Below are 19,158 nucleotides of genomic sequence, written 5' to 3'. Positions count from 1 at the left end.
AATATTGCTTTATTATTCTTGCTTTATTTTTATAATTAATATTTAATTTTCAATGTTGTTACGGGAGCTTTTTAGCTAAGCCATCTGGTCATACCTTTATTGAGTAGAGAAGATTACCGTGATACTGTAATTAAACTTAAGATATGGATGTCTTTTAGGCCAGTAGGTCACCCTTTAATTTAATTTGGTTTAATTGTTAGGTAAAACGCTTTTATCTAAGACATTTTAATAATAAATGCACACCTTTATCACATTAAGTAAATATCGGATTACAATTAAAGGATGAGCAACGTAACACAAGGCTTAATTTATGCTGAATCTCACCATAAAACAAAAAATCATCTTTGGTTTTACTACGATTGGATTATTATTATTAACGGCAAGTAGCTTTTTTTACTATTCATTAAGTAAAATTTCTGACGCCAATAATAATGTTGAAACATTAGCCGTTCCTGTGCAAAAACAAAGTGGCACGTTACAAGTTCAATTGCTGAAAATGATGAAGCAAGCGGCTGTCGCTTATACACAATCCGATGCTAATGAGTTACAGGAAAGTTTAGAGCAGTTTAATCATCTACAAAAAGATTACCAAGCAACTGTTCAGCTATTACGCCTGAAAGTGACTAAGCAAGCAAAAATGCAATCGGCTCTTGAAGAAGCACAAGTCCAATATCAACAATACTCAACCGATATTCAAGCAATGTTCTCAGCTAAAATAGGGCATCAGCAAGCAACAAGAGACTTCCAAGCTGACTATAAAACTTTTGAAAATGCTCGTTATCAAGCAAGCACCTATATGCTTGATTTAGAAATTATTGAAGCGACGGGTCAGGAGAAGTTACTTGATGAAGTTATTGGTACAGGTACGCGCATTGATGACTCACTTTTTAGCTTAAAAAACACTATGTCAGGGCTTGACCGAATAGAATCAACAGACTTAGTGACTAAACACCAAGATGATATGATTTTTTTAATCAATAATATTGAAACTAATTTTGCTTATTTAGTCCAGCAAGCTGAGCCACTTAATGCTAATGAACTGTTAAATGACTTTAAGCAGAACTTGACGCTGATGCAAGAATCAATTCAACAACCAGGTCGTTTATACCAACTACAACTACAAACAATTAATCTACAATATCAAGCAAAAGAAGCTTATCTTTCTGCAACCCAATCTTATAATTTAAGCTATGCCAAGCTAGATGAATTAGTTTTATTAGCGAATAAACGTTTTGCTCATTTTCAAAACAATGCCCAAGAAGAAATTGAAAGAGGAAAAACTTTAGCCATCGTTTTAGCGTTAATATTTATTGTTATGGCGAGCTTTATTACTTATGTCACAACTAAAGCCATGATTGGTCCATTACGGGCAGTAAACAAAGCCTTGGCATTAATCGCCAGTGGTAACTTGTCAAAGCGCATGGAAAAACGCAGCGATGATGAGTTTGGCGGGCTGATTACTAATATTAATAAGTTATCTGATGATCTAACTCAATTACTTAACGCCATTAATAAAGACGCCCATTCGCTTGATGAATCTGCGGCGTTAACCAATCAACAAAGTTTGTTTATATCAGAATCCGCCAGTCAACAAATTACCCGTATTGATAATGCCAAACAGCTTGCTGAACAAATGTTTGCTAGTTCAAGTATGGTAAAAGATGAAGCAGTGACTACCGCTTCCCATGTCACTGAAGCATCACAACGCAGCCAAGACATTAATAATATTGCTAACGATAACAGCCAGCGTATTAAGCAATTATCAACTCGACTGGGTGAATCCGTGGAAGTCATGGAATTACTTAGCCAGCATAGTCGCAGCATAGGTAGTATTTTAGATACCATTGGTGGTATTGCTGAGCAGACTAACTTACTCGCTTTAAACGCGGCTATTGAAGCAGCAAGAGCCGGAGAGCAAGGTCGTGGCTTTTCAGTGGTTGCTGATGAGGTAAGATCATTAGCTTCTCGCACTCAGGCGTCCACCGCTGAAATACAAGTGATGATTAATAATTTACAAAAAGATACTACTATTGCGGTCAAGGCGATTTCTGAAGGCCAAACACAAGCCAGTGAATGTGTGGCTCAAAGTCAGCAATTAAGCCATGCCATTAACCAAATTGAGGACACCTTAAAAGCAATTGACTCGATGAGCAAAAGTATTACTACTGCAGCACAAGAGCAGTTGGTTTATAGTGAGCAAATTGAACAAACAATGAATGAAACGGCTGATGCGGCAAATAAGAATGCTATGGAAGCGAGTAATATGCACAAAAGAAGTGAAGATGTCAGTACTTTAGCGCATTCTCTAACCAGCTCAGTAGAGCGTTTTACACTTTAAGCGGCGGATTTATTAGCGCTAGTTAAAGTAGTGTCGAGCGTCATCATTAATAGCCAGAAGATGACGCCAACACAACTTTGTATGGTGTGGTTAACGCCACTTAATTCATGGTAACAAACTCTTCTGCACTTGTTGGGTGTATCGCAATAGTGTTATCAAAGTCGGCTTTAGTTGCGCCCATTTTCATGGCAACCGCAAACCCTTGCAACAATTCATCACTACCAAAACCAATACTGTGAATGCCAACAATTTTTTCTTCTTTACCAACACAAATAAGTTTCATACGCGTAGGATCACGATAATCTTCAGTCATCGCCTGATACAAAGCAGTGAACTGTGAATTGTAAACCTTAACCTCTTCTACGCCGTATTCGTCAAGCGCTTCTTTTTCTGATAAACCAACCGTACCAATAACTGGGTGACTAAACACAACCGTGGCAATATTTGAATAGTCTAAATGCTCGTCAGGTTTATTATTAAATAAACGTTCACATAAGCGACGACCTGCGGCAACAGCGACCGGTGTTAATTGTGCACGACCGGTATTATCACCTACTGCATAGATACCTTTAACATTCGTATTTTGGTATTTGTCTGTTGAAATAAAGCCTTGTTCGTTCATTGCGACGCCAGCCAACTCAAGATTAATTTTATCTGTTGCTGGCTCTCGCCCTATTGCCCAAATTAAAGAATCAACAGGCCCAACAGACTTACCATTTTCCAAATGGATGGTCAGTTGACCATTATCGTGTTTTTCAACATGACTGGGTGTACTGTGGGTATGCAGTGTTGGACCATGTTTTGCCATTTGTTCGACTAACGTGTCACTGAGCATATCGTCAAAACCACGTAGTGGCTTTTCTTTACGCACTAATAAATGTGAGGTGGTGCCTAAAGCATGAAATACGCCAGCAAGTTCTACGGCAATATAACCCGCCCCAACAACCGCAACACTTTTCGGTTGTTCTGTTAATGCGAAAAAGCCATCAGAATCGATACCATGCTCTGCACCTTCAATACTTGGAATGCTCGGACGACCACCGGTAGCAATAACAATATGGTCAGCGGTAATTTGTTCGCCATTAACTTCGACAGTGTTTTTATTGATAAATTTGGCAAAACCATCAATGACAGTAACACCGTTGCTGGCAAAACCACGAGCATAGGCTGCATGAATGCGCTCTATATAAGCTTCCCTGTTTTTAACTAACGTGCTCCAATTAAAACCTTGTAACGGCGCATTAAAACCGTAATCAGCAGAGTAGTGTAACGCATCGGCAATTTGCCCGGCATACCACATGGCTTTTTTCGGCACACAACCCACATTGACACACGTGCCACCAATTTGCTTAGCTTCTATTACTGCTGCTTTTTTACCGAGCTTTGCTGCGCGATTTGCAGAAGCAATACCGCCACTTCCTGCGCCAATGGCAAGAAAGTCAAAATGTTGAGTCATGTTATTATTCCTAAAAAAATGTATGAGTTATATATGTGGCTAAACAAGCGTTATTCAAGCCAATTAGCTATTCTGGCTTATTCACTTTTATCGCGATAATGTCATCATGCAAAAATTGTTCAATTTTAGCAGCTCCAACTGGCTTACTATAAAGGTAGCCTTGGATAAGGTGACAGTGTTTTTCGCCTAAAAATTTCAGTTGTATTTCATTTTCTACACCTTCGGCAATACAAATCATTTTCAAGTTTTTTGCCAAGACTAACGTCGCAGCAACAATCGCTTCATCAGCAGAGTTAATGCCAATGCCAGAAATAAAGCTCCGGTCAATTTTTAATATTTTTAAAGGTAGCTTCTTTAAATAAGACAAGGATGAGTAACCGGTACCAAAATCATCTAAAGCAAGTACCACACCTAATTTATCAAGCGCGGTCATAGTTGCAATAGCTTTATCAGGATCAGAAATAAGCATGCTTTCAGTGACTTCAAACTTAAGCGCTTCAGCGGGTAAATTATGTGTTTGTAAAATACTTTTCAAATAAGGAATTAAATTGTCTTCAAGAAAGTGCTGAACAGACAGATTAATCGATAAGTACATATTAGGACGAATAGCTCGCCATTTTTTCAAATCTATCACACCACGTAAAATAGCCGCTTCAGTCATAGATATAATCAAACCCAGATCTTCAGAAAGTGGAATAAAATTATCGGGTGGAATTAACTTGTCGCCACTTTGCCAGCGTAATAATAATTCGGCGCCAACGGCCTTACCTTTATATGAGTCAACAATAGGCTGATAATAATTAATAAATTCGCTGTTTTCAAAAGCCAACTTAAGCGTTGATTCAGCAAGTAACCGCTCACTTGCTTCAACATTCATACGGGGTGTATAAAATTGAAAGGTATTACGGCCAAGTTGCTTAGAATGATACATAGCGACATCGGCGTGACGAAGCAACTCATCACTATCTTTGGCATCTTCGGGGAAAAGTGCAATACCTATACTAGCACCAACACTGATGGTATTGCCGTTTAATAGCACCGGCTCGCCAACGGCAGTAATCACCTTCTGTGCAACTCGACCCAGCTGACCATGGCCGCGAAAAGACTCTAGCAGAACAACGAATTCATCACCGCCAATGCGAGCAACGGTATCATCAACCCTCAGAACTGCTTTTAAACGCCTGGTGACTTCTTGTAAGAGCAAATCGCCACAGTCATGACCCAATGAATCATTAACTTGTTTAAACCTGTCTAGGTCAATAAAAAACAAAGCAATGGATTGTGACATGCGGGCAGAATAGTCCATTGCATGTTTTATTCTGTCGAGCAATAATGAACGATTAGGTAAATCCGTTAAATGGTCATAATTGGCTAAATAACGCAGCTCTTTTTCTGCATGCTTTTGCGCGGTTATATCGGTAAAAATACAAACAAAATAAATACTATTGGTTGACTCATTAAGGCTGGCACTGACCGTTAAAATAACATGGAATTCTTCACCAGCCTTTGTTGTTATTAGCTCTTCACCTCGCCAATCATCCCCAGCCTTTAAATGAGAAAATAAGGTCTTATAAAACTCAAAACGATCGTTTGTTAATCCAAATAATTTCGCATCGAAAGCGAACTCTTCATCTTGCCAAGCAAAAACCTCACGCAAGGACTCATTCGCGATGACCCGACTAAAGTTGTCACTAATAATTAAGACCCAATCTTTGGTTTTCTTAAAAGCTTCACCATAGAAGTGAGCACGTTCGGCGTCGGCTAACGATTGGGTAATATTTGTATACGCGCCAGTAATTCTGGTTGGCTTGCCTTTAGTGTCAGTTGCCACAATTTTTCCAAGGTCTTTAAACCATAACCACTGACCATTGGATTTTTTCATTCGGTAACTACATGAAAAACTTACCTTAACATCAGCCGCGCCCAAAAACTGTAACCATCGTGAATGAAACAATTCACGTTCATCTTTGTGAATTAACGACAAATGCTCATTAAAGCTATAAGAATATTTAAGGTCGCTATAACCTAATTCTTCAGAGGCTCGTTTAGCGAACATTAAGTTATTATCGCTTTGCCAATCCCACACTTCACTATTACTACCAGTTAAGGCTAGCTGCAATCTATTTTCTCGGTATTTTACCTCTTCATGTGCGGCAAGTAATAAACGCGTATTTTGTTGGCGCTTTGCATACCACAGCATAAATAAAGTCAACAAGAGCACAATATAAACTAAGTAAGCTAGCGGCGAAGACCAAAGAGCATATTTCACCACGAAGTTAATAACAAAAGCTTCAGAATATTTTTTAGTTTCAGCTGATTGGATACGCACTACCAGCGAATGCTCCCCTGAAGGTAAGCTCGGAAAAGTAATGTGATTTTCAGTGGTTAATGGATAACTTATGTTATCAGCACCTTGTAACTTGTATTCAAACAGGAAATTATTCGTGTTGTTGTAAGATAATGGCGAGAAGTCAATACGAATACCGACATCATCATAGTTTAACTGAACGGTATCACCATTACTCAGCACAAAAGGCAAAGCTAAATCACGAGACAACACGTTAATATTAGTGGCATGTACACTCAGTTGCTCATCATCTTGTTTTGTCTTTAAAACCAGAGGGTCAAAAATGGTTAAGCCGTTCATGGCACCATAGGCAAATGTATGATTATACATTTCGTAGAAAGCACCACTATTGAATTCTTTACCCACTAAACCATCACTGATACCAAAATTACGAAGATGGTGTGTTTCAGCGTTTAGCATATAAATACCGTTATGGCTGGAAAACCAAAGATCACCTTCAGGGTCTACCATTAAACCGTAAATATTGAGTCCCACATTGGAATTATTTTTGTCATATACATATTTTTTTTCAAACGTTTTACTGTCTAAACCAACCAGTTCTTTACCAGCAAAACTAAACCATAGCAGGCCTTTTTTATCAAAAGCCACATTTTCTATAGATATCCATTCACTTTCTTTAATCTTAAGATTTTGATAAATCATGGTACTTGTTCGTGTTTCAAGATCAAAAAACCATAATGAATTATTGGTAGAAAAAAGCATTTTATCACTATTAGGTAAATAGCCGAGTAAAGTAAAAACCTTATCTTCCGCAATGCTCGCAGTCATTTCATCAAGTGGGTCAATAGCGCCCGTTGTTAATGAAATACGATTGACACCTTTTTCCGTAATACTCCACAACGTATTATAACGATCATAAAAGAAATCATACTGACCTAACGCAAGCAGCTCTTTTACTTTAACGTCATACGGAATATCAATAATTTTTTTGAGCGCTATATCAAATAACACCACCCCTTTACCGGTAGAAAGCCATAAGCGTTGCTCCAAATCTTCATAAAGATGATCTATGTTCCCACGATGATAAATCGTTTTAGGGGTCTCGGTTGTTAAATAGTGCAACATTGTATCGTGACGCGTATCGAGTAAATTAAGACCATTTTGAGTGCCTATCCATAACTGTTCAGGGTCACTCCTTTTCGCCGTAATAGACCAAACAAGGTTGTCTGTTAAACTTTTTTCACTGTCTTTTTTATAACGATAGTTGGTTACTAAGCTCAGTTTAGGATTCCATTTATAAAGACCGGTAGCCTGAGAGCCCAACCAAAACGCCCCTTGTTTGTCTTTCATAATAGCAACTACATCACTGCTTTTAATATGGTCAAAAAACTCATTAAACGAAAAAAGAAATTCTGTGGTGTCTGTTTTTGTATCAATAGCAGACAACCCTAAATGACTGCCTTGATATACGTTATCGCCATCGTCATAAAACTGCCAACTTGAAACACCGTCAGTCACCATTTTGTAAGTGGGTAATTGAAGATCACCCACTAAATAATTGTTAATTTTACTAACCGGCAAGCTATAAACACCATTGTCTGTACCCAAATACAAATGATTATTCGCACTTACATGCAAGTTAAATACTTTATTCGCCCCTACCGCACTAAAGCTGTCTGAGCTAATTTCAGTCGCGGTAATGGCAGGTAATTTTTTCCATTTTTTAGTGTCAACATTTAAGGCAAAAGTGCCAATACGTGTCGCAATATATAAAATATTTTGATGTAACAATATTTCATAAATATTATTAACCGCAGGAAGCTCATTTGATAAATCTAATAGACGCGTACTTTTTTGAGATATTTTGTTATACACGATGATAGTTTTTGCACTGGCAATAAAAAAGTCATTATTGTTGCCCTCGATCATATCCGCTATATAATAATCTTTATTTAGCGGATCTGTTTGTAGAATTTTTTGGTAGGTATCTGTTTTTTTATTGTAAGTAATTAGCCCTTTATCAACGATGTTGATCCAAAGTAATTTGTCCTTATCTTGAATAATCCGGTACGTTTCATAATTTTCAAAATCATTATCTGGCCCAGGTAAACTGCGAAAATTATAACCGTCATACATATTCAAACCATTTTCAGTGCCAACCCAAATAAAACCTTCATCATCTTGAAAAATAGTTTTAACCGAGCCTTGAGACAAGCCATGCTCAACTGACAAGTTTTCTAAATATAAATTATTCACCTCTGCTTGTGCAGTATTTGTGAAAAGCATAGCGCACAGTAAAAAAAGTGAATATAAGGAATTCACAGAAAAAAAACGAAACATAACACCTCGAGAAACTCATGACGAAGACAAATCATATATTTTTAGTATAAGTAAAATACAATTAAAATAAATATTTATCCGAACTAAAAGGGTAAATAAAGAGCCTAATTAACAATAACAAACAACGTATTAACATAGACAGTAGCATTTATTTTTTTAAGGTGATCAATTTTAAGTAAAATAGATTGAAAACAAAAAGCGCTACACCTTGAATCTTTCCCATTAAGGTCTTACATCTACATCATCATTTAATAAAGAATACCGCATTATGAGCAATCCATTATTAACAGTTTCAGATTTACCCCAGTTTTCTCAAATAAAGCCTGAACATATCAAGCCTGCTGTTGAGCATGCGATAGCAGAATGCAAAAAAGTGATTGCAGCAGTGCTTGAAGAAAAAACATTTACCTGGGCAAACTTAGTTATGCCTACGGACGAAGCTGACGATACGTTAAGTAAGCTGTGGTCGCCGGTATCCCACATGAATTCGGTGGTTAATAGTGACAAATTACGTGACGCATACGAGTCATGTTTACCACTGTTATCTGAATACAGTACTTTTGTGGGACAGCATCAAGGGTTATATCAAGCCTACCAACAATTTGCCAACAGTGATGAATATTCACAATTAAGTATTCCTCAAAAGAAAGTCATTGAGAATGCCTTACGTGATTTTAAATTGTCGGGCATCGCATTAAACGATAATGATAAAAAACGATACGGTGAAATCGTTACTCGTTTATCGGAGTTAAGCTCAACATTTGGCAATAATGTACTCGATGCTACGCACGCTTATAGCGTTAATATTACCGATAAAAGTGAACTTACTGGCTTACCTGACAGCGCTATAGAAGCCGCAGCAGAACTAGCAAAAGAACAAGAAAAACAAGGCTGGCTATTCACCTTAGATATCCCTAGTTATTTACCCGTAATGACTTATTGTAGCAATGCGACATTACGTGAACAGCTCTATCGTGGCTTTGTTACTCGCGCTTCAGACCAAGGTCCCAATGCCGGAAAATTCGATAACAGCGACATCATGAACGAGCTATTACTACTTCGTCATGAATTAGCACAGCTATTGGGCTTTAATAACTTTGCTGAGAAATCAATTGCTACCAAAATGGCATCATCAACCTCTGAGGTTTTAGACTTTCTAGAAAACCTAGCGGTAAAATCGAAGGTTCAAGGTCAACAAGACTTAGATGAAGTTAAAGCTTTCGCTGAAAAAGAATTTAACCAAACAGACTTACAAGCTTGGGATCTGCCCTACTATAGTGAAAAATTAAAGCAAAGCCGTTATGCTATTTCAGACGAAGAATGTCGCCCTTATTTTCCAGAAGAAAAAGTTGTAGCTGGCTTATTTGAAGTTGTTCATCGTTTATTTGGCATGACAATTAACCAAGTAGCTAACATCGACACTTGGCACAAAGATGTGAAGTTTTATCAAGTATACGATCGCGATAATAATTTGCGTGGCCGCTTTTATTTAGATTTATACGCCCGCGCCCACAAACGTGGTGGCGCATGGATGGACGATTGTAAAAGTCGTCGTGAATTAGCCAATGGTGATATTCAATACCCTGTTGCCTACCTAACCTGTAATTTTAATAAGCCTATTGGTGATAAGCCTGCGCTATTTACCCATGACGAAGTGGTTACTTTATTTCACGAATTTGGCCATGGTATTCACCATATGCTGACACAAATCAACACCAGTGGCGTTTCAGGTATCGATGGTGTGCCGTGGGATGCAGTAGAGTTGCCTAGCCAATTTTTAGAAAATTGGTGTTGGCAGCCAGAGGCATTAGCCTTTATCTCAGGACACTACCAAACGGGTGAACCACTACCGCAAGCTATGCTTGATAAAATGTTAGCGGCAAAGAATTACCAATCTGCGATGCAAATGTTACGTCAATTAGAATTCAGTATTTTTGATTTTAAAATGCATAAAGATTACCAACCTGCACAAGATAACTCTGGGTATATTCAGCAAACATTAAATCAAGTGCGTGAAGAATATTCAGTATTGAAAGCCGCCGACTTTAATCGCTTTCAACATGGTTTTGGTCATATTTTTGGTGGCGGTTATTCAGCCGGTTACTATAGTTACAAATGGGCAGAAGTATTATCTGCAGATGCCTTTAGTCGTTTTGAGGAAGAAGGCATTTTTAACCCGAAAGTGGGTAATGATTTCTTAACTAATATATTAGAAAAAGGCGGGTCTCAAGAACCCAGTGTCTTATTTAAAGCCTTTCGTGGCCGTGAGCCTGAGATTGATGCTTTACTCAGACATTGTGGTATTGAAGGATAATGAGTGGCCCTAAATAATGGAAAAATTTGACTCACTTTATCAACGCGCCGCCGAACGTAAAGGTGGTGCGGCTATACTCAACCTCTTATTAGGTGATAACCAAAAAGATCATTTAGTTGCCAAGTTAGGAGACGATAGAATTTTATCGGCCTTTAGCAAAAAGATCTTTCAAAGTGGTTTTGTCTGGCGTGTAGTAGAAAATAAATGGCCAAACTTTGAAGAAATGTTTTTTAATTTTGATCTCGCTAAAGTCTTAATGATGCCCGAGGAAATGCAAGAACGTAAAGCGGCGGATGCGCGAATTATTCGCAACTTTAATAAAGTAAAAACTATTCAAGCTAATGCCCATATGATGTTTGATGAAATACATAGCGATAATAGCCAGCACGATAGTTTTGCTAAATTTATTGCGGCATGGCCAAGCAATGACATGATAGGTTTATGGGATTACTTAAAGAAAAAAGGTCAACGTTTAGGGGGCAATACTGGCCCCTACGCTTTACGTGCTATCGGTAAAGATACCTTTTTACTTACCCGTGACATTGAAGCCTATTTCCGTGCCAATAAAATTATTGACGGCGGACTGCAAAGTAAAAAAAGCTTAGTTGCCATTCAAAATGCTTTTAATCAATGGCAAAGTGAAAGTGACTTATCACTGAGTCAACTCAGCCGCTTAGTTGCCTATGCAACCGGCGATAACAATGTTCAAGTAGAGTTTGATTAATGGATATGTCTAGAATAGCGGTTGGGTACCTTGATAAAACCGATGTTGATTTAGCTAAAAAAATTGCTAAAAAATGGCAATTAGCCTATATCGGTGACAGCGCTTCAGTTACTAAGCATCCAAACTTACTGTTTTTATTACAAGTCAACTTTCAAGAATTAGAACTGATCAAGCTTGATGAGCCTAAACTCGGTGGTATTAAAGTAGACTTTGTTGATGGCGCGGTTGCCCACCGACGAAAATTTGGTGGTGGACGCGGCCAAGATATAGCTAAAGCGATAGGACTAAAACATGGTTTTACTCCACATGTACTAGACGCTACCGCAGGCTTAGGACGAGACTCTTTTGTATTGGCAACCTTAGGTTGCACAGTAACCATGAAAGAACGTATGCCTATTGTCGCAGCACTGCTAGAAAATGGCTTAGAGCGCGCTAAATTGAACAGTGAGGTCAGTGATATTGCCAGTCGTATGTCACTAGTTCATGCGGCAACGATTGAAGAGTTGTCATTCACTCAACAACCTGATGTTATTTATCTCGACCCTATGTATCCACATCGTGAAAAATCGGCCGCAGTGAAAAAAGAAATGCGCGTATTCCAATCACTCGTCGGTGAAGACTTAGATGCGGATGATTTGCTTGAACCGGCATTGAAATTAGCAAAGTACCGTGTTGTGGTTAAACGTCCAAGCTATGCGCCACCATTAAATAACAAATCGCCTTCAACCAGTATAAAAATGAAAAAAAATCGTTTTGATGTTTATGTCAACCAAGCGATCCCAAAAAATAATTAGCGATACTCGTTTACAACTTACTCCCTATCTAGTGCTGAAAATCTTTCAAAATGGTATGGGCTAAAATTGTAAACGAACTTCCTTCCAAGCCCATCCAAGTAATTACCTACACGGTTTACCCTTTCGTTCAATCTATAGATCTATAGTTTATGATTTCTCAGTGTAAAATCAGTTAGAAAAACAATCATAATTTCTGATATTCAACCAACACTCTAAATGAGCACTCTGTCCACATTGTTGAGGATAGTGGTTGGCTTTCTTTAAGTCAGCAGTCGCTAGTTGCTGACATTTTTTAATATATTTTAGAACTTCATAGTGAACACTTTTTAACTTTCTGGCCTTATGATCGGTTAATATCAGTTTATTTAAAAGTCGACCGTTTTAACATCACCTTTGATAATGCCTACTGTAGCTAAATTTCCAACAGGAGAAGGTATGGTTAAGGCGTTATATTGAATGTTGTCATCGATATTTGTACCACACATTAGTGCAACAGTGTAACTTCCTGTTGGAACAAACCCTATGCTGTAAGTTCCATCTACGGCTACTAGTGTTGAAATAAGTGGTGCCGTCGCTGTCGGTGCATCACCGACGAAAGTTTCATCATCTGCATCATAACTATCACCTAATTCGGTTGGTTCACCTTCATATAGATAAACGATACAGCTACCTAAATTAGTATTATCAGCAGAAACATTACCCTTCAATGTTCCATATTCACTAACAATGTGAACGCCATGAGGTTTAATAATAAAACCATTTTTTGTGGGTGCATTACCGCGCATCACTAATGACTCGCGTAAACTAAATTCAATAGTATAAGCTGGGGTATCGCCGACTTGGATAGAAGTTGACGCAATTTCAAAATCTCCTAAACGTAGTCTAGAGCTAGGGACTTTAATAGAGTATTCGGTCGCATCATTTTCAAGCAGTACATATGAGCCGGCATCGACTACCAGTAATTCCATCGAATAGGTGCCTGGGGCCATAGTTACACCTTGAGCTTCATCAACAATTTTAAGTTGGTCTGTACCCTGAAAATCAAGTAAGTTAACTTTAATGGTTTCTACAATTTCATTATTGTCATTAGTAAATTCAGTAATGACTGTAGACTCTGTCCCTGAAATAGTAATTTCATCTATTTCAATAAAGACTGAATCCGCCTCATCAATAGGTGCATCACTAATCCCTAAAGAAAATTTTGCTTGCTCAGAGGGTTGTGGTGATGAATTATCACTGCCCCCACAAGCGGAAATTGCCAATATAATAGGGGTGAATAAAAATGGAATTGTAAAGTTTTTGTTAAACATAATATTTACCTTTATTGCTACTTTAGTTAATTAAATTAATAAGTCTAAGGTAAAGTCATACTATGCAAAGCTGGTGCTTTGTTGTTTCATTAATATATTAACAAAACTCACTGATAGACTTTTTCTATAGAAAAAATGAAATCGATTATAGATTCAATTTCACGATTGTCTTTTGACAATTTATCAATTACCAAGTGATTATAATGTAATCACTTACAACATGATAGATATAGTGTTACCAACAAAAATTAATGGCCCTATGCCGTTTACTAGATACTCGAAAGGTAAAACTCATATTACATGGCAACAGTGTAAACGACGTGGTTATTTTATAAATTAATGATGAAACACATATACAAAGACAAGTGCTGGAAGTTGTGGGATTTTTAAATCTAACATATAGTTGTTTATACTTACCTAAAAGTATTATCTTACTTTTATTGTTCAGAGCTAATAAGTAGTGGTATTAATTTGAAATATACTCAACCTAAAAAAAGTTACTTTAATGTAATCAATTTTATAGTTGCCGTTATTTTATTATGTCCAATAATTAGTTATGCAAAATTTAACAAAATAACACTCGATCAAATTACGGTTAAGGACGGGCTATCCCAAGTATCTATTAACAGTATTAGTCAGGATGATGATGGATTTCTTTGGATATCAACAGAGTCTGGCCTTGAAATATATGACGGATATACCTTCACTAAAATAGAAGGACCTGATAACGATTTTTCACAATATAGTGCAGGAAAAACAGTCCAGTCAGCGAATGGATTAATGTGGTTACAGCTCTATGGTAAAGGTTTATATAGCTTTGATAAAAGCACTAATGAGTTTGACTTGCTCTTAAATACTAATCAATTGGAGCCTGATGATTGGGTTATAGATTACTTGCCACAAAAAGATGAAACCGTTTGGGTTGCGACAAGTAAATACATAGCGACAATTGATGTTAAAACTAAAGCTTATAAACAAATTGTTAACTTAAAAAAGTATCTAGGTGATTCTGCAATACAGCAAATTATTTTACATAACAACTATCTATATATAGCCAGTAAAGAAGGCACTATTGTTTATCAATTATCAACAGGCCAAGTAGCTAAATTACCTCAAATCACCAAGGTAACTGCGCAAAGTGCTGATCTAAAGCCTATACAAGCAAATAAAATTTATACCTTAAGTATTCTTAATCAGACTTTGTTTTTGGGAACAAATGATGGTGTTTACTCATTAAATATTCAACAAATCGACTCGCTTTTTGCAATGGGAGAAGAGAATGAATTACCGCATTATCAAACTATTTTTAAACATCTATCGGTGTGGGATTTTTTTATAGAAAAGGAACTATTAATTATTGGTGCAACGGATGGGCTTTATCGATATAACGCTGTTACGCAGCAAGGACAATTCTTATTCAGTTTTGATGAATATGCTCCCTCTTTTGCGAATAATACGGTTAAGTCATTAATTGTCGACCAAGATGGCTACTACTGGCTAGTGAGTAATAGCCAAGGTTTGTTAAAATGGAATCCTAACTTAGGCTTAGTTGAGAATTATGATTATTACAAAGGTCGTGACAACAGCTTAACCAGTAATAATGTTACTGGCATTTTGCCTGATAAAAACGATGATAACTTATTCTGGATTTCAACCGATAATGGTTTAAATTTACTGAATAGAAACACCCAACACGTTGAACAATTCTTCGCCCTGAAAAACTCAAAGACGACATTTACCGCAAGCAATATAGTTTCATTACACTATGGTAGCAATAAAACTATTTGGTTAAATACTTCTGTAGGATTAAGACTTTTTGATATTAAAAGCAAAGCAATCATACCAATACCTTTTGAAGCAAGTTTTTTAGAAAAGCTAACTGTTGATTACCCCGTTTATTTCACTACCGATAAATACCTTTGGTTCACTCAAACGGATCAACTACTTATGATTGATCAAGAATCTGGTCAATCAACTGATTTCAGTAAAGTAATGACTGATGCTGGCATTAAAGATATTTGGTTTTTTTTCAAATCACCAAATCAGGATAAAGAAATTTGGTTTAGTACAACAAAAGCATTATGGATGTTTAATACTCAGTATCAAACGTTTAAGAAAATATATGAACATATCAACATGAGCGAAACTGAGTGGTCTTTTATTGATAGTTTTGTAGTTGATGCTGAAAAATCTCTGCTATGGGTAGCCCATACATCAAAAGGTATTTATGGTATCTCCCTAGAAACACAGGAGGTTCTTCATACTTTCAACAATCAAAACAGTATTCTAGACAACAATCTATATGGTCTACAGCAGGACTCACAAGGAGACCTTTGGATCTCAACTCATGATGGTATTTATTCGATTGATACACGCTCTTTTCATATCAGAAAATTTGGTATTCATCATGGCTTTTTAGGTATGGAATTTAATGGTGGCGCGCATGCAAAATCATCAACCGATGAATTGGTTTACGGTTCGGTGAATGGCGTTTCTTTTTTCGATCCTTTGGCCTTAAAAGAAAAAGGCCTGACCAAAAATAAAAATGTTTTTGTCACTAAAGTTGATTTACTCACACGGCATTTAGAAGATGCTTATATATTTAACTCAAATAAGGTAGTAGAACTTAAATATGACGATGTGGGCATTAGGGTTGATTTTACCACCTTTGATTTTTCAAAATCTAAAGACATAATGTTTGAGTATTCTTTAACAAGTAACAGCACTGTGAACTATCCTTCGACCTATGAAAATCATATTATTTTTCCAAGTTTAGAGTCAGGGAAGCATACTTTAGCTATTCGAGCTAAGTCGCCTATTACAGGCGATTATTCACCACTAACTTATATTAAATTTAACGTTTCTTATGCACCTTGGGCATCACCTACCGCCTATATTCTGTATTTTATTTTAGTTATCTCTGCATTCAGTTTTTGGATAAATAAAAGACGTAAACAACGTGATGCTTTGTTGGCTGCTCATGAACAAGTTGTCTTTAGAGAAAACCGTTTACAGCTAGCATTAAAAGGTAGTAACAGTGACGTATGGGATTGGCACGCTCAGACGAATAGTTTTTCTGCTAATCGTTTTAAACATAATGTAAGCCTAATAGAAAATGCCTATACCTTCCCTATAAAAGTATTTATCAATGATATTCATCCAGATGATAAAGCAACCTTTCTTGCTGCTTGGCAACAATTTATTGATAAAGCTGATGTTAATGTAACCTTTACTTTTACCTATAGATTAAAAGGTGAACACAATGAATGGCGATGGTATAAAGATTTAGGGAAAATTGTAGAAATTGATGATAATAAAAAGCCTATACGGGTTACGGGTTCCTATACCAATATCACTCAATCTAAGGCTGATGAAGAACGTGCCCAATATTACGGAGAAGCATTTAGACATACAAAAGATTGGGTCTTAATTATTAATCAAGATTTTACCAAGGTGACTTCAAATCAAGCAATGAGGAATATATTTGGTTGGGAAGAAGAGCAGCCCTTTAATGATTCATTAATTGGTATAGACAGAAAAAAGATAAAATATTATAGCGATGTAGCATTAAGTTTAGGTGTAAATGATCATTGGCGTGGAGAAGAGCTTGTTACTTCTGCAGCAGGAGATAAATATAATGTACTGGTCAAAATTAATGTTGGTATAAACAGTAATGACAGTCTTCATTATATTATGGTGATGACCGATATTACCGCTCAAAAGCTCGCTGAAAGCGAACTACGCTATATGGCTAATTACGATCACTTAACGGGGCTACCTAATCGGAGTTTACTCATTGAACGGATTGATCATGCAATAGAATTATCAGCAAGAAACAAAAATATTTTAGCTATATTTTTTATTGACTTAGACCGTTTCAAACAAGTCAATGATACGCTAGGTCATGATGTTGGTGATCGATTATTGAAAGTTATCACACAACGATTAACCAAAGTCTTTCGCCAAGAAGATACTCTGGCAAGACTTGGGGGTGATGAGTTTGTCGTATTGCTAGAAAGCTTTTCATCAGTAGATAAGCTTTCACAAATTGCACAAAAAATTATCGATACCATTGAGCAACCGATAACACTACAAGATACCATGGTCTGTATTGGTTCAAGTATTGGTATTTCTATTTACCCTGAAGATGGCATGGATTCAGCTGAACTTCTAAGAAATAGCGATATTGCAATGTACTGTGCGAAACAAAATGGTCGAAATATCTATCAATATTTTGAACCATCAATGACTGAAGCAGCAGCTAAACGACTTGCTCTTGAAGCAAATTTAAAACAAGCCGTAAAACAGAAGCAATTTATCAATCATTACCAACCCATTGTTGATGCACATTATGGCAAAGCGGTTGGCGTAGAAATGTTAATGCGCTGGCCTACCGACAAAGGCATGATTTCTCCCATGGAGTTTATTCCTTTAGCCGAAGATTTAAATCTTATTATTTCGATGACAGAAGTGGCGTTAAAGACAGCATTACAAGACTTAATAGTATGGCGTAGCTTTCGAACTGATTTTTATTTATCCATTAATATTTCTGCTAGTCATTTTAGTAAAGGAGAACTTGTCACTTTTATTACGAGAATATTAAATGAGTTTGATTTACCTACCTCAGCAATAAAACTAGAAGTTACTGAATCTGCATTTATCTCTGAACCTGAAAAAGCGATTGAGAAAATGAATCAGCTAAAAGCTATAGGTATCAAGTTATCGCTTGATGATTTTGGCACCGGTTATTCGTCTCTATCTTACTTAAGATTACTCCCGTTAGATGTTATAAAAATTGACAGAAGCTTTATCTCTAACATTGGTGAAAACAACGCAGACGAAGCGATAATAGAGGCGACGATAAGCCTTGCACAAAAATTAGGCATGAGTTGTGTTGCTGAGGGTGCTGAAACCAAAGAACAAATTGACTTCCTGGTTTCTAGAAATTGTCATTACATTCAAGGGTATTTTTACAGTAAACCCGTATCCAGTGAACAAATTATTTCATTGTTAGAAATGAATAAACCTGAATATATATCACCTAGGTGATTTTTTTAAACGTGATCTCTTGCGTTTAATAAAGCTGACACCCACTTTATTAGCAGATTTTCACGCATATGAGCACACCAGACGCTCCTCCTTTAACTACTTGATTGTAATCACATATATGGCTAACTGCTCAACTTTATGAGTAACTGCTTTTGTTTCTTTGATAAGTGTTCGAGTTGTTTTGTATAGTTTTCTTTTGATTCTTAGCTTTTTTTTGAAAAAATTTATGGCCAAAATCGTATATAACTCAGTGCGAAAGAATTCAATTTACCATAGGTTCTTCACTCACCTATCATACGAAATTCATGTGTTTAAAAAGCTTTTCAGATTGTTTTTTTTACGAGTGGTAGAAAATAAATAGTCAAACTTTGAAGTGATTTTTTATCTGACAAAAATAATTATGTTACTAGAAGAAATGCAAGAACGTAAAGCGGCTGATGTTCGAATTATTGGTAATTTCCACAAAGTACAAAAGCTTAACCGCCACTTAAATCGCCTTCAACCAGTATAAAAATGAAAAAAATC

General features: G+C 36.7%; 8 protein-coding genes. 5 read left to right on the top strand and 3 right to left on the bottom strand.

What is annotated here, in order from left to right:
• Positions 1-310: 310 nt before the first annotated feature.
• Complete coding sequence (locus tag H4J69_RS01570) at positions 311-2,338, top strand: methyl-accepting chemotaxis protein (protein ID WP_182215332.1); 2,028 nt, start codon at positions 311-313, stop codon at positions 2,336-2,338.
• Positions 2,339-2,438: 100 nt separating this feature from the next.
• Here the strand turns inward: H4J69_RS01570 and gorA are convergent, their stop codons facing one another.
• On the bottom strand, positions 2,439-3,794 hold the full coding sequence (gene gorA, locus H4J69_RS01565; RefSeq protein ID WP_182215330.1) for a glutathione-disulfide reductase: 1,356 nt from the start codon (positions 3,792-3,794) through the stop codon (positions 2,439-2,441).
• A 67-nt stretch (positions 3,795-3,861) separates the two neighbouring features.
• Positions 3,862-8,388 (bottom strand): EAL domain-containing protein, encoded by a 4,527-nt coding sequence (locus H4J69_RS01560; protein WP_182244552.1) that lies wholly within the window; start codon positions 8,386-8,388, stop codon positions 3,862-3,864.
• A 322-nt stretch (positions 8,389-8,710) separates the two neighbouring features.
• Between H4J69_RS01560 and prlC the strand changes: the two genes are divergently transcribed.
• Genes prlC through H4J69_RS01545 form a run of 3 tightly spaced genes read left to right on the top strand, consistent with a single transcriptional unit; the run spans position 8,711 to position 12,274 of the window.
• Positions 8,711-10,756: an oligopeptidase A gene (gene prlC, locus H4J69_RS01555; RefSeq protein ID WP_182215327.1), complete on the top strand. Its 2,046-nt coding sequence runs from the start codon at positions 8,711-8,713 to the stop codon at positions 10,754-10,756.
• Positions 10,757-10,772: 16 nt separating this feature from the next.
• Positions 10,773-11,480 (top strand): DNA-3-methyladenine glycosylase I, encoded by a 708-nt coding sequence (locus tag H4J69_RS01550; RefSeq protein WP_182244551.1) that lies wholly within the window; start codon positions 10,773-10,775, stop codon positions 11,478-11,480.
• 5 nt (positions 11,481-11,485) lie between these two features.
• Entirely contained in the window at positions 11,486-12,274 is a 789-nt protein-coding gene (locus H4J69_RS01545) for a class I SAM-dependent methyltransferase (RefSeq protein ID WP_182215390.1), read from the top strand.
• A gap of 365 nt (positions 12,275-12,639) precedes the next feature.
• On the opposite strand, the gene H4J69_RS01540 is transcribed toward H4J69_RS01545, so the two are convergent.
• Positions 12,640-13,584 (bottom strand): DUF4382 domain-containing protein, encoded by a 945-nt coding sequence (locus H4J69_RS01540; RefSeq protein ID WP_182244550.1) that lies wholly within the window; start codon positions 13,582-13,584, stop codon positions 12,640-12,642.
• Between the two features lie 471 nt (positions 13,585-14,055).
• Between H4J69_RS01540 and H4J69_RS01535 the strand changes: the two genes are divergently transcribed.
• Entirely contained in the window at positions 14,056-18,633 is a 4,578-nt protein-coding gene (locus H4J69_RS01535) for an EAL domain-containing protein (RefSeq protein ID WP_182244549.1), read from the top strand.
• Positions 18,634-19,158: the final 525 nt, after the last annotated feature.

Source organism: Colwellia sp. BRX10-9 (genome assembly GCF_014077405.1).
GTDB lineage: Bacteria > Pseudomonadota > Gammaproteobacteria > Enterobacterales > Alteromonadaceae > Colwellia_A.
The sequence above is the reverse complement of the archived record's forward strand: the minus strand, read 5'-3'. Positions and strand labels throughout refer to the sequence as shown.

Coding starts and splice junctions, on each gene's coding strand:
- H4J69_RS01570 (WP_182215332.1), top strand. CDS start 311: ATGCTGAATCTCACCATAAAACAAAAAATCATCTTTGGTTTTACTACG.
- gorA (WP_182215330.1), bottom strand. CDS start 3,794: ATGACTCAACATTTTGACTTTCTTGCCATTGGCGCAGGAAGTGGCGGT.
- H4J69_RS01560 (WP_182244552.1), bottom strand. CDS start 8,388: ATGCTTTTCACAAATACTGCACAAGCAGAGGTGAATAATTTATATTTA.
- prlC (WP_182215327.1), top strand. CDS start 8,711: ATGAGCAATCCATTATTAACAGTTTCAGATTTACCCCAGTTTTCTCAA.
- H4J69_RS01550 (WP_182244551.1), top strand. CDS start 10,773: ATGGAAAAATTTGACTCACTTTATCAACGCGCCGCCGAACGTAAAGGT.
- H4J69_RS01545 (WP_182215390.1), top strand. CDS start 11,486: ATGTCTAGAATAGCGGTTGGGTACCTTGATAAAACCGATGTTGATTTA.
- H4J69_RS01540 (WP_182244550.1), bottom strand. CDS start 13,584: ATGTTTAACAAAAACTTTACAATTCCATTTTTATTCACCCCTATTATA.